This window comes from Maribacter sp. ACAM166 (genome assembly GCF_005771495.1).
GTDB lineage: Bacteria > Bacteroidota > Bacteroidia > Flavobacteriales > Flavobacteriaceae > Maribacter.
This window is the reverse complement of the sequence record NZ_VAUW01000001.1, coordinates 169,694-190,972: the sequence shown is the minus strand read 5'-3', so window position 1 is coordinate 190,972 and position 21,279 is coordinate 169,694. Positions and strand designations below refer to the sequence as shown.

19 protein-coding genes are annotated in these 21,279 nt (G+C 35.9%); 14 read left to right on the top strand and 5 right to left on the bottom strand.

Going from position 1 to position 21,279, the window contains the following annotated elements; all coding sequences use genetic code 11:
- A complete protein-coding gene (locus ES765_RS00775) occupies positions 1 to 1,485 on the top strand; it encodes a cellulose synthase family protein (RefSeq protein WP_138110640.1) in 1,485 nt (494 codons plus the stop codon).
- A gap of 240 nt (positions 1,486 to 1,725) precedes the next feature.
- Complete coding sequence (locus tag ES765_RS00770) at positions 1,726 to 3,267, top strand: sulfatase-like hydrolase/transferase (RefSeq protein ID WP_138110638.1); 1,542 nt, start codon at positions 1,726 to 1,728, stop codon at positions 3,265 to 3,267.
- Between the two features lie 430 nt (positions 3,268 to 3,697).
- On the opposite strand, the gene hxlA is transcribed toward ES765_RS00770, so the two are convergent.
- Both hxlA and hxlB read right to left on the bottom strand, forming a co-directional pair.
- Complete coding sequence (gene hxlA, locus ES765_RS00765; protein WP_138110636.1) at positions 3,698 to 4,327, bottom strand: 3-hexulose-6-phosphate synthase; 630 nt, start codon at positions 4,325 to 4,327, stop codon at positions 3,698 to 3,700.
- 52 nt (positions 4,328 to 4,379) lie between these two features.
- The gene (gene hxlB, locus ES765_RS00760; protein WP_138110634.1) at positions 4,380 to 4,964 is read right to left on the bottom strand and encodes a 6-phospho-3-hexuloisomerase; all 585 of its coding nucleotides are present in this window, start codon (positions 4,962 to 4,964) and stop codon (positions 4,380 to 4,382) included.
- A 230-nt stretch (positions 4,965 to 5,194) separates the two neighbouring features.
- On the opposite strand from hxlB, the gene ES765_RS00755 reads away from it, so the two are divergent.
- Positions 5,195 to 6,037: a helix-turn-helix domain-containing protein gene (locus ES765_RS00755; protein WP_138110632.1), complete on the top strand. Its 843-nt coding sequence runs from the start codon at positions 5,195 to 5,197 to the stop codon at positions 6,035 to 6,037.
- Positions 6,038 to 7,145: 1,108 nt separating this feature from the next.
- Positions 7,146 to 7,346: a hypothetical protein gene (locus tag ES765_RS22165; RefSeq protein WP_249356168.1), complete on the top strand. Its 201-nt coding sequence runs from the start codon at positions 7,146 to 7,148 to the stop codon at positions 7,344 to 7,346.
- Positions 7,347 to 8,872: 1,526 nt separating this feature from the next.
- Here ES765_RS22165 and ES765_RS00745 read toward each other — a convergent pair.
- The 3 genes from ES765_RS00745 to ES765_RS00735 all read right to left on the bottom strand — a co-directional run bounded on the left by ES765_RS00745 (position 8,873) and on the right by ES765_RS00735 (position 10,574).
- The gene (locus tag ES765_RS00745; protein WP_138110630.1) at positions 8,873 to 9,289 is read right to left on the bottom strand and encodes a hypothetical protein; all 417 of its coding nucleotides are present in this window, start codon (positions 9,287 to 9,289) and stop codon (positions 8,873 to 8,875) included.
- A 280-nt stretch (positions 9,290 to 9,569) separates the two neighbouring features.
- Positions 9,570 to 10,247, bottom strand: a complete 678-nt coding sequence (locus tag ES765_RS00740) for a class I SAM-dependent methyltransferase (protein WP_138110628.1) — start codon at positions 10,245 to 10,247, stop codon at positions 9,570 to 9,572.
- A 36-nt stretch (positions 10,248 to 10,283) separates the two neighbouring features.
- Positions 10,284 to 10,574 (bottom strand): Dabb family protein, encoded by a 291-nt coding sequence (locus tag ES765_RS00735; RefSeq protein ID WP_138110626.1) that lies wholly within the window; start codon positions 10,572 to 10,574, stop codon positions 10,284 to 10,286.
- Between the two features lie 138 nt (positions 10,575 to 10,712).
- On the opposite strand from ES765_RS00735, the gene speB reads away from it, so the two are divergent.
- The 10 genes from speB to ES765_RS00685 all read left to right on the top strand — a co-directional run bounded on the left by speB (position 10,713) and on the right by ES765_RS00685 (position 21,277).
- Complete coding sequence (gene speB, locus ES765_RS00730; RefSeq protein WP_138110624.1) at positions 10,713 to 11,495, top strand: agmatinase; 783 nt, start codon at positions 10,713 to 10,715, stop codon at positions 11,493 to 11,495.
- A 52-nt stretch (positions 11,496 to 11,547) separates the two neighbouring features.
- Positions 11,548 to 12,891 carry a mannosyltransferase gene (locus tag ES765_RS00725; RefSeq protein ID WP_138110622.1) on the top strand — a complete coding sequence of 448 codons (1,344 nt, stop codon included), beginning with the start codon at positions 11,548 to 11,550 and terminating at the stop codon, positions 12,889 to 12,891.
- Positions 12,892 to 13,127: 236 nt separating this feature from the next.
- Entirely contained in the window at positions 13,128 to 13,757 is a 630-nt protein-coding gene (locus ES765_RS00720) for a GNAT family N-acetyltransferase (RefSeq protein ID WP_138110620.1), read from the top strand.
- 67 nt (positions 13,758 to 13,824) lie between these two features.
- Positions 13,825 to 15,006, top strand: coding sequence for an argininosuccinate synthase (gene argG, locus ES765_RS00715; RefSeq protein WP_138110618.1), 1,182 nt, complete (start codon positions 13,825 to 13,827; stop codon positions 15,004 to 15,006).
- Between the two features lie 86 nt (positions 15,007 to 15,092).
- On the top strand, positions 15,093 to 16,067 hold the full coding sequence (argC, locus tag ES765_RS00710; protein ID WP_138110616.1) for an N-acetyl-gamma-glutamyl-phosphate reductase: 975 nt from the start codon (positions 15,093 to 15,095) through the stop codon (positions 16,065 to 16,067).
- Between the two features lie 118 nt (positions 16,068 to 16,185).
- On the top strand, positions 16,186 to 16,980 hold the full coding sequence (gene proC / locus ES765_RS00705; RefSeq protein ID WP_138110614.1) for a pyrroline-5-carboxylate reductase: 795 nt from the start codon (positions 16,186 to 16,188) through the stop codon (positions 16,978 to 16,980).
- Between the two features lie 74 nt (positions 16,981 to 17,054).
- Positions 17,055 to 18,179: an aspartate aminotransferase family protein gene (locus tag ES765_RS00700; RefSeq protein ID WP_138110612.1), complete on the top strand. Its 1,125-nt coding sequence runs from the start codon at positions 17,055 to 17,057 to the stop codon at positions 18,177 to 18,179.
- Positions 18,179 to 19,375, top strand: a complete 1,197-nt coding sequence (locus ES765_RS00695) for a glutamate-5-semialdehyde dehydrogenase (RefSeq protein WP_138110610.1) — start codon at positions 18,179 to 18,181, stop codon at positions 19,373 to 19,375. Before ES765_RS00700 ends, ES765_RS00695 begins: the two co-directional genes overlap by 1 nt.
- Positions 19,376 to 19,574: 199 nt before the next feature.
- Positions 19,575 to 20,339 carry a glutamate 5-kinase gene (gene proB, locus ES765_RS00690; protein WP_138110608.1) on the top strand — a complete coding sequence of 255 codons (765 nt, stop codon included), beginning with the start codon at positions 19,575 to 19,577 and terminating at the stop codon, positions 20,337 to 20,339.
- A complete protein-coding gene (locus ES765_RS00685) occupies positions 20,336 to 21,277 on the top strand; it encodes an acetylornithine carbamoyltransferase (RefSeq protein WP_138110606.1) in 942 nt (313 codons plus the stop codon). Before proB ends, ES765_RS00685 begins: the two co-directional genes overlap by 4 nt.
- Positions 21,278 to 21,279 lie beyond the last annotated feature (2 nt).

The following is a 21,279-nucleotide window of genomic DNA, read 5'->3' as shown; positions in this document are numbered from 1 at the left end:
ATGACATTAGCAGTAGCGTATCTTATCATCGTAATTTATAGTCTTTCTTTACTATTGATTTTCTTTTATAGCTTGGCGCAGCTAAATCTTTTGTACAATTATCTGTCTCAAAAAAAACAGAATCAGACGGCTCCTAAATTTAATTTGCTAGACCCAAAAGAAATTCCGTTTGTGACCATTCAGCTTCCTGTATACAACGAGGAGTATGTGATGGATCGGTTATTGGAAAATATCGCCAAAATAGAATACCCACAAAGCAAGTTAGAAATTCAGGTATTGGATGATTCAACAGACGATACCGTAATCGCTACTGCAGCCAACATTGCAAAATTGCAAGAGACCGGCCTAGATATTCAGCATATTCGTAGAATCGATAGATCTGGATATAAAGCAGGTGCATTAAAAGAAGGACTTAAAATAGCCAAAGGCGAATTCATCGCCATTTTTGACGCCGATTTTTTACCGGCCTCAGATTGGTTAAAAAAAACAGTTATCTATTTTAAAGATGAGGAAATAGGTGTAGTTCAGACCCGATGGGGTCATTTGAACCGCAATTATTCTACTTTAACTAAAATACAGGCGTTTGCTTTAGATGCCCACTTTACTTTGGAACAGGTTGGGCGTAACAGTAAAGGACATTTCATCAACTTTAATGGCACCGCAGGCATCTGGCGTAAAGAGTGTATCATTGATGCTGGTAACTGGGAAGGTGATACGCTTACCGAAGATTTAGATCTTAGCTACCGTGCCCAATTAAAAAATTGGAAATTCAAGTATTTAGAAGATGTAGAGACCCCTGCAGAACTTCCTGTAGTAATTAGCGCCGCACGTTCACAACAATTTCGTTGGAACAAAGGTGGCGCAGAGAACTTTAGAAAGACCGTTTGGAGCGTTGTTACCGCCAAGAACATACCATTCAAAACTAAGTTTCATGGCGTTATGCATTTGCTGAATAGCTCTATGTTTTTATGTGTATTCTTAGTAGCATTATTAAGCATACCATCTTTGTATATAAAAAATACATATGGTCACTTAGATTGGGTCTTCTCTCTACTAAGCCTATTTACAATAAGCACAATCATTTTGTTTGTCTGTTATTGGTTCACCTATAAAAATATACAAGGCAGTGGTTTTAATAATTTTGTAGATTATATTAGAATATTTTTCACCTTCTTTTCAGTTGCATTGGGTTTCTCATTGCATAATACAATTGCTGTAATAGAGGGGCATATGGGTAAACGAAGTGAATTTGTGCGTACACCTAAATTTAATATCGGTGCCTTAAAGGAAAGCTGGAAGGGCAATAAGTACTTGGCCAAAAAACTATCTCCAAATATGATTTTAGAATTTGCCCTAATGGTTTATTTCATGTTCGGAATGTATAGCGCCATACCCTTAAACGACTTTGGGCTGTTCCCTTTCCATTTTATGTTATTCTTAGGCTTCGGGTTTGTATTCTTCAAATCATTGACAGCAAGGGCGTAGAAAATTATCACCGATATTTTTAACAAAGGATGGTCAATGACCATCCTTTGTTATTGAATCAACTTTTTTGACATCTTGACTTATGGTTTTTTATTTATGCTATTAGATTGTTTAAATTACAGCTAATAAAAAAAATAGGTGCCGGTATATATACCTTACTAAATAAAAAAAAATTTACGTAACGTCACATACGTTGTGCTTCACGGAAGAGTATCGCATTATCATCAGAAGAAAAAAATAATGAAGACCAAGATTGGATTAAGAATAGAATTTTTAGTTTTTCTATTACTATTATTGTTTTATGGAAACTATTGCACCTCTCAGACTAAAGAAATCAACCCTCCAAACATTATTGTTTTTTTAGTTGACGATATGGGATTAATGGATACTTCTGTGCCATTTTTAACAGATACAAATGGTAATTGGGTGAAATATCCGCTGAATGACTATTACAAAACACCCCATATGGAAAAGCTTGCAGAGCAAGGTATTCGCTTTACAAATTTTTATGCCCACTCGGTTTGTTCACCTTCACGTACTTCTATTTTAACGGGGCAGAATTCTGCGCGCCATGGAGTTACGAATTGGATTAAATCCGAAGAAAATAATCGAACTGAGTTTGGACCAACAAATTGGAATTGGAAAGGGCTTACCAAAAAATCAATAACACTTCCTAGAATTTTACAGCAAGCTGGCTACAAAACAATTCATGTGGGCAAAGCTCATTTTGGACCTTTTAATAGCGAAGCGGAAAACCCCCTTAATTTGGGTTTTGACATTAACATTGCCGGCAGCTCCATTGGTCAGCCAGGGAGTTACCTTGGCACCGAAGGTTTTGGACATACAGGTGGAAATAAAATGAGGGCTGTACCTGGTTTGGAAAAATACCATGGTAATGATATATTTTTAACAGAGGCATTAACACTAGAAGCCAATAGGGCTATATCTCAAGCGAAAGAAGAAGGAAAGCCCTTCTTTCTTAATATGGCGCATTACGCCGTACATGCACCTTTTTATTCAGATTCGCGTTTTGAACAGAACTATAAGAACTCAGAAAAGTCTGAAAAAGCTCAGGCTTATGCAACATTAATCGAGGGTATTGATAAATCATTAGGAGATATCTTACAACATGTTAAAGATTTGGGGTTAGGAGAAAATACACTACTCCTGTTCTTAGGCGATAATGGGTCAGATGCGCCCGTTCCAATTGAAAATGACTACAGCAGTTCATCGCCCCTGAAAGGTAAAAAAGGGAATCACTGGGAAGGAGGTATGCGGGTACCATTTATTGCTTCGTGGGTTTCCCGAAATGAAAAAATAGCCTGTCAAGAAGAAACGCCTATTGCCCGTAATTCAGCTCAACAACAACAAGGAACTATCATGGATATTTTTTCTACACTTTGCCATGTAGCTAAAGTGAAACCTCCTAAAGATTATATTTTGGATGGTTTTAATCTTCGAAATCAGTTTAATGGCGGAAAAAACAAACAGCGTGATGAGTTATTTCTAAACCATTTTCCTCATGGTAATCATCGTAGTAATTATTACACAAGTTTGGTTAAATCAGAGTGGAAAATTATTTATCATTTTCAAACAGAAAATCATACCCGATATGAACTATTCAACTTAAAAAAAGATCCGTTTGAAACTACCAATGTTTCACATAAAAACCCTGAACAACTCAATATTATGATGAAGGCGTTATCTGATGAAATGAACAATAAAAAAGCGCTCTATCCTGAAAATGAAAAAGGGCCATTGGAACTGATTATGCCTAAATAAGCAATTAGCTACATCTACTGTATGGAAAACAAAAATCGTGTCAAGTTCTCAAAAGTTAATTACTATTTTCTTTTGCCTTTTCGATTACGCCAATCAGATAAGAAATCTCTTTTTGAATAACCGTCAAAGTCTTACTGAACAATTTCGAGTTCCTTTGATGACAATACTCTTTATCCTCCTTCATTGATGCTTGCAATCCGGAGTGTGTCGGCACGTATCCCCAACCAAGCAGCACAGCTTATGGTTCGTCGATACTACGAGCTCGGAAAGATGATGTAAAAACATTCCTTAAACTAAACTAGGTAAGGATGAAATAAAAAATATAGCTAAAATTATGAGTACCATATACTGTAAAATAACAGATTCCCATAAAAACTAATCTATGGGAATCTGTATAAATTAATAAAAGCGGCTATAGCTTTTAAGCTACTTATGCATTCAATAATTCTTTTAATTCTTTGGCCGCTTTTGAAGGATCTTCCGCTCCGTAAATAGCTGCACCAGCAACAGCAACTACAACACCAGATTCTTTTACCCTTCTAATGCTGCCTAGGTTAACACCACCGGCAATAGATACAGGAACTCCAGCTCTTGAAGCTTCGTCTATTAATACCTGAATTGAATATCCTTCTTCTGCTTGCTCATCCAAACCGGAATGTAATTCAACAAATTCGGCACCTAAAGCGATTGCTTCTTGGGCACGTTTTACTCTATCTTTAACACCAATTGTATCTACGACAACACCCTTACCGTGTGCTTTTGCAGCTTTAACAGCTCCAGCGATTGTTGAATCACCTGAAGTCCCCAAAATGGTAACATAATCAGCTCCTGCACCAAAAGCCATTCCAGCTTCCAATTCCCCAGCATCAGCGGTTTTGAAATCTGCTAAGACCAATTTATCCGGAAAAGCATCTTTCATCTTTCTAATTCCAGATAATCCTTCACTTTTTATAAGTGGGGTCCCCAATTCTATAATGTCTACATAAGGTGCCACTTTTGTTGCCAATGCAATGGCATCCTCTATTTTCAATAAATCGATTGCTACTTGTAATTTTACCATAATATAATATTTAAATTGTATTGTATTTATAATTTATTTCAATTCGTATTTGTTATTCCATATTGGCATGCCGCTTCCATAAGTTGGAGGCCGGACTACCATCCATTTCCCAAAGAGCTTGTATAAAAGTATCCATGACCAATAGTAGTGATTGCTCAAAAAGACTACCTGCGTATTGTTTGGAAATATCTTCGTCCCGTTCTTGTTTCTGAGCGGCAGGTATAGTAACCGTATAGTTTGCCAATAAAGCTAAGGGAGACTTAGAATCCGTAGTAAAACAAACGACATTTGCTCCTACTGATTTAGCTGTTTCCGCAGCCCTAACAATTCCACTAGTTGTACCAGATCCAGATCCAGCGATAAGTATATCTCCTTTGCCTATTGCTGGAGATGTAGTTTCTCCTACTACATACACCTTGTACCCCAGGTGCATTAAGCGCATCGCTGCAGCTTTCATCACAAGCCCGGTTCGCCCCGCTCCCATAATAAAGATGTGACCAGCTTTTGCAATAGCCGGAATTAAAGTGGAAATTTCCTCATATTGAATGGTCTTTATTAGCTTAAGGTGCTCATCCATAATAGTATTCATCGCACGTTCAACTAATTGGGTATCTTCTTCTATACGTATGTTTTCCATAACTAAATTGACTTAAAAATCTTTTGTGTCATCAAAATCGAATGCAAATTTACAGTGGGATTCGTGCTTTACAGTTACACAATTTGATAGATATATGGTACAATTTGCCCTTATCGCCATATGGACTGGTGTAATTCGCTATTTTTGTGGTATATTTTGGAAACGGGTGGCTTTTCGGTTATATATCCGCTTAAAAATATCCGTGATTTACAATTTAAAAAACAGGTATAATGCTCAGTGATAAAGTTTTATATATTCGAAATTTGGGTAATTGTCCACCTGCCTATTTAAATGACCCAGCAAGAAGGAATTTCTATGAAATTGTGTGGCTGCAAAACGAAGATGCACTTCATGTTCCACAACATGACTTTCAAACTTTAAAAGGAGATTGGATATATTTGATTCCGCCCTACAGGGTGCACCAACTGAATAAAGCTGGTAAAAATGGCGTCTTAATATCTTTTAAACAAGAATTGCTGGAAGGGGACTTAAAAGAGTTTTTATTGGATGTATTTAGAATGTTCAATATCCAAGGCGAGTTTTCTTGTTTGCAGGTAACTGAAGAGAGTTCAAAAGGATTAGTTGCCGTTTTGCAACTATTAGAGGAGGAATACAATCAGGAAACCAGCAATTTAATTATGATGAAAGCGGTCCTAAAATTATTTCTATTGAAGTTGATACAGTTAAAGGAACAACATTTCACCTTGCAAGATATCAATGAAAAGCGAGTATACGAGTTTATGCTTTTACTTGAAATGAATTATCAAGATAAACGAAACGCAGAATTTTATGCCGGAAAATTGGGTATTAGTTCTAAGCGGCTAAATCAAATATTAAAAGAAAAACTAGATAAAACAGGAGTGCAAATAATCCATGACCGGCTAATACTAGAAGCAAAACGACAAATTATACACAGCGAGAATACGATCAAAGAAATAGCCTATAATCTAGGTTTTAAAGATCATTCTTATTTTAGTCGTTTTTTTAAACTACATGTGGAGCAAACCCCCCAAGAATTTCAAAATAACGTAAAAAAGCATGTAATTTCACATGACAACACCTTGTATAGTTAGGTTAAACTTGTAATGTTTTTAGGCCCCTAGAAGGCTTAGCCCGGTCTTTTAAAGAATGATTGGCCATTGACCAACGCTGTCCTTTTTGCCCCTTTCTTGCCGTACATCTATAGGCGTGTGAACAAAGGTTAAATTAACTTTAAAACTATCCAGTTAAAAATAACGTTTTAGGGTTATGCCTTTGTTGTGCAGTTCACTGTTTCTTAGCGTATTCTTCGTGGCCTTGTTAAGCATTCCCTGTTTATAAATGAAGACCCCCCTAACGGAAAACTATCGAGCCTATTCAAAAACCATGTTATTCTATTTAGCTGCTATTGGCTCACCTGTAACAGCATATTAGGCATTTTTTTTGATAACCTTGTAGGCTATCTAAGAAAATTTTTGCCTTATTTTCAGTAGCATTTGGCTTCTATTCATACTATTGCTATATTAAAAGAGCATACAAAGTGAATTTTGCACATACACCCAAATTCGATATCGGCGCCTTAAAAAAACTGGAAATGCAATATATTTCTTGCTAAAAAATTATCTCCTAATATGATTTCAGAATTTGCCATAATGGTCTATTTAATTTTCAGTATGTATAGCACCATACCTTTAAATGATTTTAGTTTATTCCCATTCCCTCTTTGTTATTACTAGGTTTCGGGTTTGTTTTCTTCAAATTATTGACCGCAAGTGCGTAGAAGATTATTTGTAATAAATTAAATAAAGGGAGGGTCATTGATTATCTCTATATTTAATGGAAACTTTAACTATTTCAAAAGTTTCCAATTTTCCGATAATTCTACAGGATTGTTTAAATTACAGCTAAAATGGAAATATGCGTACTAGTGCGTATATCCGCCATAAATAAGAAATTTAGTGCCTTATTCCTAAATAAAGGTGTTAGTATGAAAATAAAATATAAAAAGAAACGGCTGAATGTTAATTTATTTATCGGAATTACTTGGGCGATTCTAGGGACTTTGGCGCTATTCGTAAATGAAAAAATGCTTTGGAGGGATTACGGTTTAATAATACTTTCAATTCTCTATCTTGGGCTCTATTTTTATGAATATAAAAACCAATATTTAACCATAAAGGATGGAATAATAAGTAAAAACTCGTGGTTTGCAAAAAAAAACTAGACTTAAACCAAATTACGTGGATAAAAAAATTTACCGGAGATTATATTCTACAAACCGAAAAACAAGAATTAATCATCAATACAGAAATTATTGATAATCAATCATTGGATGAATTGAATCAAATATTAGGGGAACTCAATTTAAGTCCTAACAAAACCCCATTTACCAATAAAGCCTAAAATTTATTGTATGTAGATTTACTAAAAAATGAAATCATCTGCAAAAAACTGTTTTTAACTTAATTAAATTGTACCTCAGTCTATACCTTGCAGCTAACCTTAGCCCTACTGCTAGCAACTATTATCATAAAAATCACAAAACCAGTACTTAGACTTATGCTGTGACTCAAATACTGCTCGCTGTACATCGTACACTCCCAAACTAATAACTGATTTTATTACTCCATCAAAAAAGGTCAACTCACTGCAGCCGAACGGATTTTTAGATCGGTGCAATGCTGTAGTGAAACCAATTACAATTTTCGTGCTTCTGCCAAGTACCGGAACTTAATTCGGATGATACACTACAATACTATATACCACTAGTATAACATACTGTGGATGAAGATGCGTATTACTGATTACTGGCGAAGTTTTGCCCCTTGCTTAAAAACGTTACTACAACGATTTGCCTATCGAAGCACCTTATAGGTAATTGGCACCGACCGCAACTTGGAATAGAATTATTAGTTACTATTCCAGTAGTGATGAACCCCTCAAAGGAAGTCAGTGAAAAGACACCCTTGAGTGCTCAGATTACAATAGTAAACCAGGTACTGTTAGCAATACATCTTCACGAGAATGTTTATCCCTACACTAAAGTTGGCAGTGAATAAGTGCCATACAGCTGGGCTGCTCATTCTTTAATAAAAAACCTTACAGATAGTGACGTCAGCATCACTTACAAAACCCTTGATAAAAAAAGAAGCACAACTTTACCATGCATTTAAAGAGCAAAAGGAATGATATGGGATGTTCTTTGTCTGGAGTGGTTCTCTATAAAGTTTGAAATGCTCGGAATCAGGTTGGAGTTTTAACTCTTAGCTTGTTCTAAGACGAAAAGTAACAGTAGAATTCCTGAAATACCTTCCTGAAATCAGGAAATGCAAGAAGCTCGTCGTTGATTCAAGAAAAAACACAACTAGAAATTCAGAAGTAGCCTATGGTATTTTAAAATATTCTGAATACCCCATAATGCTCACTATATCTTGGTAAATGCGTGAGGACCGAGCTGCTACTGGACTTAGGGAACGGCTTTGGTAGTCGAAAATTAAGAAACACTCAACAAACAGGATAAATATAACCAGCAAATGTTTATGGGTGAGGTCTTTCAAATTACTAGCCAACCTGCATTAAACCCGATTACAGCTTTACTTATTACTGTTTTAATGAGCAATTACATGGTCTCGAGAGTGGAAAAACTTCATCTTTATCGGAGAATCTGATTTTGGAGATATTCAACAACCGCCGATGTTATTTTCACCTAACTGTAGTTTAGCAGGTATACGTAGCAAAAGCATTGGACGTCTTAAAATAAGACGCCTAACGATTCGAGTATTTTTAAGTTATACCAAAATAACTGCAAGTTTTATACACTTATTTTCCTTCGAAAAATCCTTGTAAATAAACCTGCAACTATTATTATACTTAAACTTTTAAGTAATCTATTTTAAAAAAACAAATTACTTCAAACCCTCCTTTAAATCTTATTTAAAAAAATGTATATAAGACTCCTTTGTATTGAGGTGAGCTGGTTGTGGAAATTCCGCATGAACAATTAATGTATTCTCATGATGTTGTTCTAGATTATTCAAAACTTTCCTGTTTAATAATAACGTAGTAGAATGACCATGATGATCCAATTTATCTAAAATTGTCTGTCCATTAAACTCACAAATCCAATGAGTCTCAGACATATTTTCTTCGTAAAAAATTTCGATAGTAGGCATTTGATAATAATTATGCTCTCCTATTCCTTCAAGATCAAATACCAAACGAAGTAATCCGCTTTCAACATTAAAATCCTCATTATTAATTCCTAATTCCGCAAAAGACAATTTACCAGAACTTGGTTCATTGAATTTTACTTTAATTTCTCCTTGGTTCACCTCTATCTTAGTCATGTAACTTTATTTTTATGGTACAATCAAAGCTAAGCAACCGATGTAATTAATAATATGACATTTATCAGATAGACTAATTCGCTAGTCTTTATCAGCTAAATTGTATTAAAAAATTCAATGCTTATTTGGTAAAATGAAAAAATCTAAATGCATCATATTCTTATCTTGAAATGATTGACATAACCGCTGAAATAGTATCAACATACAAATTTCCCAAACGTACTGTTTTCAAACTTAAAGAAGAAAACAGCATTTAAAATGTAGCCCTAAAAAATTACACCTAATTAATTTTATATAACGTAGTTACAATAACTCCTTTTTGATTGTTAGGAACAACAAATGACAATTGCTTTTCTTCTTTTACTATCAGATTAAATGGTGGCGCTAAAAGGTTTACACCACTTATTTTTTTTAGTCTGGTTCCTTGACCTGAAATAATATCTTTATTCGGTGTGAAATCTCCCTCAGGTAGATGCTCTGTCAAAATAACATATTCAAAAGCTCTCAACTTATTTACAATACGTTGTATTTCTGCATTCGACAAATGCTGTAACACCTGTCTCACCAAAACACAATCAGCAGAAGGCAAATCATCTTCTGCAATATTCAAACAATGGAATTCTAAATTTTCTTCTTTAAATTTTACTTTATTATATGCTATAAGATCTGCAACTATATCTATAGCAATATACTTCTTAGAATACTTCACCAATTCTTTACCCACATTAAAATCACCACATCCTAAATCACACACCACAAGCGGACTTTTGAATGATTTTAAAAATAATGTTAAAACAGCTACATATGGATTTACGATTTCAGGATTGTAAGATCCTTCGCCCGAATAAAAATCAAAACCATCACCACCCCAAAGTTTCATGGCATAAACTTGTTCCATAGCATTTCTCGTTGGCCAAGGCTTCTTTATGCTTTTAATCCCTTCTCCTTTCTTCTTCACAAGCACGTTACTGATTTACACAAGCTAAACTTAATCTTAAAACAGTTCATAATCTAACTCCAAAAAATCTTCAACATAGCCTGCCCAGTATGTGCCGACGAAAGCTGTATGCTCTGGGTGGTCACAATATACATTATAATCTTCCATAGAATCAAAATCCATTGAAAGTCCATAATCAAAGTTGCTTTTAGGACTAATTTGGCGTAGACATTGAAAATTTTTAACTCTAGGTATTGCTCTAAGTTCTGCTGCAGCTTTTAGAAAGATGGTTTCTTCTTCAGAACCTTTTGCATACTTTAGTTTAAAGGTGACAGTATGTTTAATCATTTGCATTAATTTTAATGCTGCCAAAGTACAGAAATCAAGAAACTTATAATTGTGAATTTAGAATAAAAACAAGAAAAGAATAAAATCCTCAAAAACATTAATATTGTTTCGAACCAATGAACTAACATTGCCTAAAACATGAAAAAAATTATAATTCAAGGAATTCAATGGGATGCTAAATCATCCTTTCAAAAAGGCCCAGCGAAGGCGCCAGATTTAATTAGAAAAGCACTTTATAGCCATTCAATGAACCTCTATGCCGAAAACGGAGTTTCTATTGAACATGAATCTGTGACCGACCAAGGTGATTTTATAATTAAAGATTATTTTGATATTACCACGGTTACCAAACAGCATGTTGGCACTGATACAAAAGTGTTTTCTCTAGGTGGTGATCATTCCGTTACTTTTCCAATTATCAGTGCCTTTCATGATTACTATCCGAAACTTGATATTTTACATATAGATGCACATGCCGACCTATACCATGAATATGAGGGAGACCCATATTCGCATGCATGCCCTTTTGCACGAATTATGGAAAATGGTTTTGCCGTAAAACTGGTACAAGTTGGTATCAGAACTTTAAACCCACATCAAGCGAAGCAAGCAAAAAAATATAAAGTTGAAATACATGAAATGCGTAATTTAAATTTAGATACTATTCCTGAATTTGAAAACCCACTTTATATTTCATTGGATATGGATGGCTTTGACCCTGCCTTTGCCCCTGGTGTATCGCACCAAGAGCCTGGCGGGCTTTCATCAAGACAAGTTATCAATTTAATTCAAAGCATCAATACCGAAGTAGTTGGGGCAGATATTGTTGAATACAATCCGGATCGTGATTTTCAAGATATGACTGCATATTTAGCCGCAAAAATGATGAAAGAGCTTTTAGGTAAAATGATGGAACGTTAAAATTATATTCCCTTAAAACCTTATATTGACCTTTTACTAAACCAAACTACCAATGTCCAATACCCTGAGTACATTTCTGAAACTACATAAGGTTTCATTGTTGTTGGCGGTATTGAGTTTGGTGTTTTACTATACGTTTGGGTATCATCTTGAACGAACGGACTTTATAAAATTACTTACGCTTTTCGCTGCCCTTTTTTTACTCTATTACAAATTGATACAGTTTGAAAAATGGAACTTCAGATTTTTATTGGTAGTAGGTATTGCTTTTAGACTTATTTTTTTATTAGCGGAACCCAACCTTTCTCAAGACTTTTATCGGTTTATATGGGATGGCCATTTGGTCGCCAATGCAATTAATCCCTATCTACATTTTCCAAACGAATTGATAACCAATACGGATATTGTGATTCCTAATGCCCAAGAACTTTACAAAGGTATGGGAAGTTTAAGCGCCAGACACTATAGTAACTACCCACCCTTAAATCAGCTTATTTTTAGCTTGGCCGCTCTTTTTGGAGGAAAAAGCATTCTTGGTTCGTTAATCGTAATGCGGGGAACGATTATTTTGGCAGATATAGGTATTTTCTATTTTGGAAGAAAGCTGTTAAAGAACCTCAACAAATCTCCACAGTTGATATTTTGGTATTTTTTGAATCCCTTGGTAATCGTAGAGCTCACCGGAAATCTTCATTTCGAAGGGGTGATGCTATTCTTCTTCATCTTATCCATGTATTTATTATCCATAAAAAAATGGCATTTGGCTGCGGTAGTTTTAGCATGTTCGATATCAATAAAATTAGTACCCTTATTGTTCTTACCTCTGTTTTTTAACTATTTAGGATGGAAGAAAAGTGTCCTATTCTATCTAATAATCGGTGCAACTTCCCTACTTCTATTTGTACCCTTTTATACGCCAGAGTTTATTCATAATTACACGGAAACCTTAAGTCTGTGGTTTTCAAATTTTGAGTTTAATTCAAGTTTGTACAATGTTGTAAAACGAACGGCGGTTCAATTCAATGCCAAACCGTGGGAACTAATAAAAACATATGGCCAAATCACGCCAATAGTGACCATTATCATAGTAGCCCTATTTGCTTTTTTGCGAAAAAAACAAGATTTAAATACCGTACTATCTTCTATGATGTGGGTACTCGCTATTTACTACTTCATGTCTACCACAGTACACCCGTGGTATAGTGTTTTTTTAGTATTACTCGCTATTTTCACATCCTATCGCTATGCATTAGTGTGGTCTGCTGCTATCGTTCTTAGTTATTTCGCTTATTCTCAAGCAGAATTTAAGGAAAACTTGTGGCTTCTTGCAATTGAATATTGTTCTGTATATGCCTTTTTAATTTATGAAATTATTACACATAATAACAAAAAGTGACGTTTTTGTAAAAATTTAGGCATCGTTGATGTCCGTTAATTATTATTTGTACATTTACCCCACAATGAACGAGAAAATCTACTTTTTGTATACCACCATGAGCACTGTTGCTCTAGCGCGCCCGTTCACATCTCGCCGTCGCCGCCCGTAAGGGTGAACTATATTTATGGAATTAGGTGAGTCCATTTCCGCACAAAAAATTAAAATTATTTTTTACACTTTAAATCCAATTGGCAATGAACTTAATTGTTGCTAACCAATCACATTTTAAATACGCCCAAGATATTTGTGATACGATTGCAGAATCGGCAAAAATTCGAGGCACTGGTATTGCAAGACGTACACCAGAATATATTCAGAAAAAACTTTCTAATGGCAATGCTGTATTAGCTCTAGACGGTGATAAATTCGCTGGCTTCTGCTATATTGAAGTTTGGGGCCATGAGAAATTTGTCGCAAATTCTGGACTAATTGTCCATCCTGATTACAGAGGACAAGGTCTAGCCAAGAAAATAAAAGGAAAGGTATTCGAACTCAGTAGAAAAAAATTTCCCGATGCTAAAATTTTTGGTATTACCACAGGGCTCCCGGTTATGAAAATCAATTATGAGTTAGGCTACAAACCAGTAACCTTCTCTGAATTGACCGATGATCCCGAATTTTGGAAAGGTTGCCAAACGTGTAAGAACTTTGATATTCTAACACGTACAGAGCAAAAAATGTGCTTATGCACTGGTATGCTCTATGAGCCTAACAGTAAGGAAAAAGTAAGCGAAGTAAAAGAAATGAACGGAAAGGCTTTTGCTAGATTAAAAAGCATAAAGGAAAGTTTGTTTTTAACAAAAAAAGAAAAGAAAAATAAATAGTTGTTTCTGGGAGAATACGTTAAAAAAATTCCTTCCCTATAACAAACAAATGCAGTAAAATATTTTTATAATGAAATTAGTTTTAGCCTATAGCGGTGGATTGGATACATCTTACTGCGCAAAATATTTATCAAAAGACAAAGGGTTTGAAGTACATGCGGTAAGTGTAAATACCGGTGGATTTTCATCCAAAGAAATAAAGGAAATTGAGAAAAAAGCACTACAATTGGGTGCAACTTCCTATACCTCTATCGATGCCGTACAAACCTTTTACGAAAAGGTAGTAAAATACCTCATTTTTGGCAACGTACTTAAAAACAACACCTACCCACTTTCGGTAAGTGCAGAACGAATTGTACAGGCCATAGAAATTGTAAACTACGCCAAAAAAGTAGGTGCCAAATATATTGCACATGGCAGTACTGGTGCAGGTAATGACCAAGTTCGTTTTGATATGATTTTTCAAATCATAGCGCCAGAGATTGAAATTATCACTCCTATTCGAGATAATAAATTAGCCAGAGAAGCAGAAATCGCTTACTTGAAAGAGAACGGTGTTGACTACCCTTGGGAGAAAGCAAAATATTCAGTCAATAGGGGACTTTGGGGAACTTCAGTTGGTGGCGAGGAAACCTTAACTTCTGATAAGGCTTTACCAGAAAGTGCTTACCCAAGTCAACTACAGGAAAAAAACCCGACAGATATCACCTTAACTTTTGAAAAGGGAGAATTGGTGGCTGTCAATGGAGAAAAAGACACACCGGTCTGTAATATTGAAAAGGTAGAAGCCATAGCGTCTAAATATGCAATCGGAAGGGATATTCATGTTGGTGATACAATCATTGGTATTAAAGGACGAGTAGGTTTTGAAGCATCTGCTGCGCTATTAATAATTAAAGCGCATCATTTATTAGAGAAACATACACTTACCAAATGGCAACAATATCAAAAAGAACAACAAGGTAATTTCTACGGAATGTTACTTCATGAAGGTAATTATTTAGATGCCGTTATGCGAAATATAGAAGCCTTTTTGACCGATACACAGAAAACGGTTTCGGGTGATGTGTTCGTAAGCCTTTATCCATTCCAATTCAGATTGAATGGTATCTCCTCTAAACATGATTTGATGAACGCTTCTTTTGGAAGTTATGGCGAAATGAATAAAGGGTGGACAGCCGATGAGGCAAAAGGATTTATTAAAATACAGTCCAATGCCGGTAAAATCTATAACCATGTAAATAAATAGGACCTAGTTGAAAGGGTTTAGGTGTGCGTAAAAAACCACGAACGAACCACAGTTAACTAACACTAAGCGACTAATTAAATAAAAAAATGATTAAGGCAGGAATTATTGGTGGTTCGGGTTATACGGGAGGCGAACTTATTCGCATACTTTTAAACCATCCGGCAACAGAAATCGATTTTGTATACAGCACCACCAGAGCAGGTAAAAAAGTAACTACGGCCCACCCTGATTTATTAGGAATTTCGGACCTAGAATTTACAGGAAATGTAAACCTTAAAGTTGATGTCGTATTTCTATGTTTAGGGCATGGTAATTCAACCACTTTTATAAAGGAGCATGCTTTTTCTACGGATACCAAGATTATCGATTTAAGTAATGATTTTAGATTGCATGCAGATGCTGATTTTAACGGAAAACAGTTTGTATATGGGCTCCCAGAACTGAACAAAATACAAATCGAGAATGCCCAATATATTGCTAACCCAGGTTGTTTTGCTACGGCAATTCAATTGGCATTGCTGCCATTGGCAAAAGCAAATCTATTGGAACATGATGTCCATATCAATGCGGTAACAGGAAGCACAGGCGCAGGCGTTAGTCCGTCGGCAACCTCACATTTTTCATGGCGAAATAATAATGTAAGCTGGTACAAGCCATTTACCCATCAGCATTTGGGCGAAATCAATGAAAGTCTACATGCCTTACAGAATACTACAGGTGATTTATTTTTCATGCCTAATAGGGGAAATTTCACCCGTGGAATATTAGCTACATCCTACACCAAATTTGAGGGAAATTTAGCCGAGGCAGAAAAAATCTATCAAGATTTCTATACCAATGCCATTTTCACCCAGATGACAGAGGAACCTATACACTTAAAGCAAGTGGTAAATACCAATCAATGTCATGTGCATTTACACAAGCATGATGATATTTTACTGGTTACTTCAGCCATTGACAACTTATTAAAAGGTGCATCAGGTCAGGCAGTACAAAACATGAATTTAATATTCGGACTTGAAGAAGATTTAGGGCTGAACCTGAAGGCAGGAGTATTTTAAAATATAATACTGGTACGACAAAGTATTTAGGAAGTAGTACAGCGCATTTTTAGAAAATTTTAAATTAAATAAAAAACTAGTATTAATTACTTTTACCTGGTACTTTAAAATAATGAGTATGAAAATAGCCATCATAGGTGCCGGCAACTTAGGCCTTTCAATAGCCAAGGGGATTCTTAATAGTAACGGGGCAACTAGTATGTACCTTACTAAAAGAGACGCAAAATCTATTGCCGAATTTCAAGAATATGGCAATGTGACCGTAACGGAAGATAACCGAGAGGCTGTGAAAAATTCAGATATTTTGATATTTGCCGTTCAACCCGTTCATTTTGCTGAAATTCTAGAAAGCATAAAAGATTTGTTCAATGACAATCATGTGCTAATTTCCACCATTACTGGTTTTAGTATCGATAAAATCGAAAGGGTTATAGGAAAAGAACATTATATCATCCGAAGTATGCCCAATACAGCAATTTCCGTAGGGAAATCCATGACCTGTATTTGTAGCAATGAAAAAGGTAAAAAGCGAATTGATTTGGCCAAGGCTATTTTCAACCGAATGGGATTTTCAATGGAAATCCCTGAAAGTCAAATGCAGGCTGCAACCGTTATTTGTGCCAGTGGCGTCGCTTTCTGGATGCGTTTGATACGTGCTACGACCCAAGGTGCCATACAATTAGGTTTCGATGCAAAAGAAGCACAAGAATTGGCTATGTACACCTGCAATGGTGCCGCCAGTTTGCTTATAGAATCGGGCAACCATCCGGAAGAAGAAATTGATAGGGTAACTACACCAATGGGCTGTACGATTACTGGTTTGAACGAAATGGAGCACCAAGGGCTGAGTTCATCATTGATTTGCGGTATCGTTGCATCCTATAATAAGATTACTGAATTTAAACACCAATAACGATTAAAAGCAACCGCTATTCAATTTTAAAAGCGTGTGCTTGAATGAGATTTTGGAATTATAATTTTTGATATATGGAATTATTCGACGTTTACCCATTATACAATGTAACTCCGGTCTCTGCAAAAGGAATAGTAGTGACTGATGATAAAGGACAAGATTATTTAGATTTCTATGGTGGGCATGCCGTTATTTCTATTGGGCATTCTCATCCTCATTATGTACAACGACTAAAAGAGCAGCTTGATAAGATAGGTTTTTATAGTAATGCTGTTCAAAATCCTCTACAAGAGGAACTGGCCGAAAAGCTTGGCAGACAATCCGGTTGTGATGACTATAACTTATTCATGTGTAATTCTGGTGCAGAAGCCAATGAGAACGCACTAAAAATAGCTTCGTTTGTTACAGGAAAGTCTAAGGTGATTGCCTTTAAAAATGGGTTTCACGGGCGTACTTCTGCGGCAGTTGCCGCAACTGATAATCCATCTATAAATGCCCCAATCAATCAACAGCAAAAAGTTATTTTTCTAGAACTTAATGAAATAAAGACATTTGAAAATGAAATTGTCAAAAAAAATATATGCGCTGTAATTATTGAGTCAATACAAGGGGTCGGTGGTTTAGATGAACCAAGTACCGAGTTTTATCAACAGGTAGCATCTCTTTGTAAAGAGAATGGTGTTTTGTTAATTGCGGATGAAGTTCAGTCCGGCTTTGGAAGAAGTGGTAAGTTTTTTGGATTTCAGCATCACAATATCAAACCAGATATAATAAGTATCGCAAAAGGAATGGGTAATGGCTTTCCGGTAGGTGGCGTTTTAATTCATGAAAGCATAAAAGCCAAATACGGTATGTTAGGAACAACTTTCGGGGGTAATCATTTAGCGTGCACAGCTACTTTGGCTGTGCTTGAAGTGCTTGAAGAAGAAAATTTGGTGGCCAATGCTGAACTATTGGGTACCTACTTCAATAAAAAGGCAAAAGAGATTCCGCAAGTAAAACGTGTAAAAGGTAGAGGCCTAATGTTAGGGCTTGAATTTGATTTTGAAGTAGCTGAACTACGTAAAAAATTAATTTATGAGCATCACCTATTCACAGGCGGAGCCAAAGATAAAACCGTATTACGAATTTTACCAGCTTTGAATATTACACAACAAGATTTAGATGAATTTTTTAAGGCTCTTAAGACTGCTTTATAATGAATAAAACACTCAGCTTAGATAAAAGAAATGCGGTGCTGCTTCGAATGGCAGAACTCGTACGACAAGAAGAGTCTATAGTACTCTCTGCCAATGACAAAGATTTGAATTCATTTGAATCTGAAGACATAGCAATGATAGACCGTTTGAAAGTCGATAAAAAAAAGATAGGCGAAATAGTCTATTCCTTAAAAAAATTGGCTGCTCTTGACGACCCTTTACATGTTGAACGCTTTCAATTCACACATGACAACGGGCTTGAAATAAGCAATAAAACTGCACCTTTTGGTACAGTGATGATTATTTATGAATCAAGACCTGATGCCACCATTGAGGCTTCGGGTATCGCTTTTAAATCAGGTAATAGTATTTTACTGAAAGGCGGCAAAGAATCTTTACACTCTAATTTAGTTTTGGTGAATCTTTGGCATATGGCTTTAGAAGCATGTGACTGTTCTAAAGAATGGATCACCTATCTAAATTATTCTCGGGAAGAAACTCAGCAATTTTTAGAAAAGCCGACCCAAAAACTTGATTTAATTATACCTAGAGGAGGTGAGCGTTTGATTGCATTTGTAAAGCAACACGCGCAGTGCCCAGTAATCGTTAGTGGACGTGGTAATAATTTTGTGTATGTTTCCCAAGAGGCAGATTTACAAATGGCCTTAGATATAATTTTAAACTCAAAAACGACCAAAATATCGGCTTGTAATGCTGTGGACAAGGTCATTATTTCAAGGGATTTGCCTCGTAAAATGGAATTTTTAAACCAATTATTGCAGTCCTTAAAAAAACACAACTTCAAAATTTTAACCGATGCAAAATTAGCCGGACTAGAAGGCACTTCTCAAATCGACGATGACTCTGTTTGGCATGAGGAGTTTTTAGATTATAAAATAGTTATTGGCCAAGTACCCGATTTAGATGAAGCCATTCAACATATTAACACATATTGCGGTGGGCATTCGGCAGTAATCATTACTGCAAATGAAGAGGAGGCAGATACTTTTATGCAATCTGTTGATACGGCTGCGGTATATCATAATGCATCGACTCGTTTTACCGATGGCGGCCAATTTGGCTTAGGTGGAGAACTTGCAATTAGTACAGATAAATTACACCAACGCGGCCCCATTGGCTTGCAACATTTAGTAACCAATAAATGGTATGTAAAAGGCAATGGACAGGTAAGGTAGTCGTTAATCACTTCTGCATTGCTTAGTAAAAGGGTTGATGGTTGATGGTTGATGGTTGATGGTTGATGGTTGATGGTTGATGGTTGATGGTTGATGGAAAGTAATATATCTATTCTGATAACCCGGAGACGGCACCTAGAAAATAGCAGAATATTTTTAGCCTAAATCAATTAGCTAAAGATAAAAAGCCAATTAGAAGATGGTAAAAAAAAGAATTTTATTAAAAATTGGAACCAATACGTTAACCAAGGATACCGACCATATATCCAGAGGTAAAATAGAGGATATAGGCAGGCAAATAGCCACTTTAAAGAACGAGTACGAATTTATCATTGTTAGTTCTGGCGCAATAGCTGCAGCTAAACAATTCGTGAAATTAGAGCACAATGGTGAGGAAATAGATGTAAAGCAAGCCCTTGCATCAATTGGTCAGCCACACCTCATGCGTATTTTTCAAGAAAACTTTCGTGAATTAGGTCTATTTACCTCACAATGTCTTCTTTCGTATTCCGATTTTGAAAGAGAACAGTCTAAAGTGAATATCAAAAACACCATAAACGTATTGGTTGCTAATAATTTTATCCCTATCATCAATGAAAATGATACAGTAGCTACCGATGAAATTAAGTTTGGCGACAATGATAAATTGGCTGGTTTAACCGCAGCACTATTATGTGCGGACATTTTGATTATCGCAACGAATACAGATGGTATTTACACCAAGGCATCTTTAACAAGCACCTCCCCAAAAACTATTCAAACCGTTTCAGATTTAAATGAAATGAATCAAGAAATAGGTAATTTAAAATCCACTCACGGTACCGGTGGGATGCAATCTAAGATTGATGCCGCAACCCTTGCCAAAGAAGCAGGTATTGAAACATGGATTACGAATGGTCTACGCGATAATTTCATTATCGACGCAATTGAAAATAAAAGTATATTCACAAAAATTAAAGCATGAAAAATTACCTCTCCATAAATGATATCGATTCCTTATCCTCTTGGGTCAAGGAAGGTATTGCACTCAAAAACAATCCTAAAGAATTTAAAGACTTAGGCAGTGATAAAACCATTGGTTTGTTATTTTTCAACAACTCCCTTCGTACCCGTCTCAGCACTCAAAAAGCAGCTATGAATTTGGGTATGGAAGTAATCGTTATGAACTTTGGAAGTGAAGGTTGGGCGCTTGAATATACTGATGGTTCAATAATGAACCAAGGCACCTCTGAACATATTAGAGAAGCGGCCCAGGTTATTTCCCAATACTGTGATATTATTGCCATACGTGCTTTTGCAGGATTGGTGGATAAAGAAAAGGACGAAGCGGAAGAAGTGTTGAATGGTTTCAAAAAATATGCAAGTGTACCTATCATAAATATGGAAAGTTCTGTAGGCCATCCGTTACAAGCCCTAACCGATGCCATTACCCTAGAGGAGCAAACCTTTACAAATCATCCGAAAGTCGTTTTATCATGGGCACCTCATTCTAAGGCATTGCCACATGCCGTTGCCAATTCGTTTATACAGATGATGCAGAAACAAAATGCTGAATTCGTTATTACCCATCCAAAAGGATATGAGCTGGATACTAACATTACTAAAAATTCAAGAATTGAAAACGACCAAGAAAAAGCCCTAGAAAATGCTGATTTTGTGTATGTGAAAAATTGGAGTAGCTATACGAATTACGGGCAAGTTATTCCGCAAGAAAAAGACTGGCAGATAACCTTGAAAAAATTGGGCAACGCCAAATTCATGCACTGTCTTCCCGTACGCAGAAATGTGGTCGTGGCAGACGAAGTTTTGGATAGCAAACAATCATTAGTCATTGAGCAAGCAAACAACAGAACGTATGCCGCACAATTGGTATTGAAAAAAATACTGGAAGGTTTAAAATAAAA

Coding starts and splice junctions, on each gene's coding strand:
- ES765_RS00725 (WP_138110622.1), top strand. CDS start 11,548: ATGTCCAATACCCTGAGTACATTTCTGAAACTACATAAGGTTTCATTG.
- ES765_RS00700 (WP_138110612.1), top strand. CDS start 17,055: ATGGAATTATTCGACGTTTACCCATTATACAATGTAACTCCGGTCTCT.
- ES765_RS00770 (WP_138110638.1), top strand. CDS start 1,726: ATGAAGACCAAGATTGGATTAAGAATAGAATTTTTAGTTTTTCTATTA.
- speB (WP_138110624.1), top strand. CDS start 10,713: ATGAAAAAAATTATAATTCAAGGAATTCAATGGGATGCTAAATCATCC.
- ES765_RS00775 (WP_138110640.1), top strand. CDS start 1: ATGACATTAGCAGTAGCGTATCTTATCATCGTAATTTATAGTCTTTCT.
- hxlB (WP_138110634.1), bottom strand. CDS start 4,964: ATGGAAAACATACGTATAGAAGAAGATACCCAATTAGTTGAACGTGCG.
- ES765_RS00755 (WP_138110632.1), top strand. CDS start 5,195: ATGCTCAGTGATAAAGTTTTATATATTCGAAATTTGGGTAATTGTCCA.
- ES765_RS00720 (WP_138110620.1), top strand. CDS start 13,128: ATGAACTTAATTGTTGCTAACCAATCACATTTTAAATACGCCCAAGAT.
- ES765_RS00735 (WP_138110626.1), bottom strand. CDS start 10,574: ATGATTAAACATACTGTCACCTTTAAACTAAAGTATGCAAAAGGTTCT.
- proB (WP_138110608.1), top strand. CDS start 19,575: ATGGTAAAAAAAAGAATTTTATTAAAAATTGGAACCAATACGTTAACC.
- argC (WP_138110616.1), top strand. CDS start 15,093: ATGATTAAGGCAGGAATTATTGGTGGTTCGGGTTATACGGGAGGCGAA.
- hxlA (WP_138110636.1), bottom strand. CDS start 4,327: ATGGTAAAATTACAAGTAGCAATCGATTTATTGAAAATAGAGGATGCC.
- ES765_RS00695 (WP_138110610.1), top strand. CDS start 18,179: ATGAATAAAACACTCAGCTTAGATAAAAGAAATGCGGTGCTGCTTCGA.
- ES765_RS00745 (WP_138110630.1), bottom strand. CDS start 9,289: ATGACTAAGATAGAGGTGAACCAAGGAGAAATTAAAGTAAAATTCAAT.
- ES765_RS00685 (WP_138110606.1), top strand. CDS start 20,336: ATGAAAAATTACCTCTCCATAAATGATATCGATTCCTTATCCTCTTGG.
- proC (WP_138110614.1), top strand. CDS start 16,186: ATGAAAATAGCCATCATAGGTGCCGGCAACTTAGGCCTTTCAATAGCC.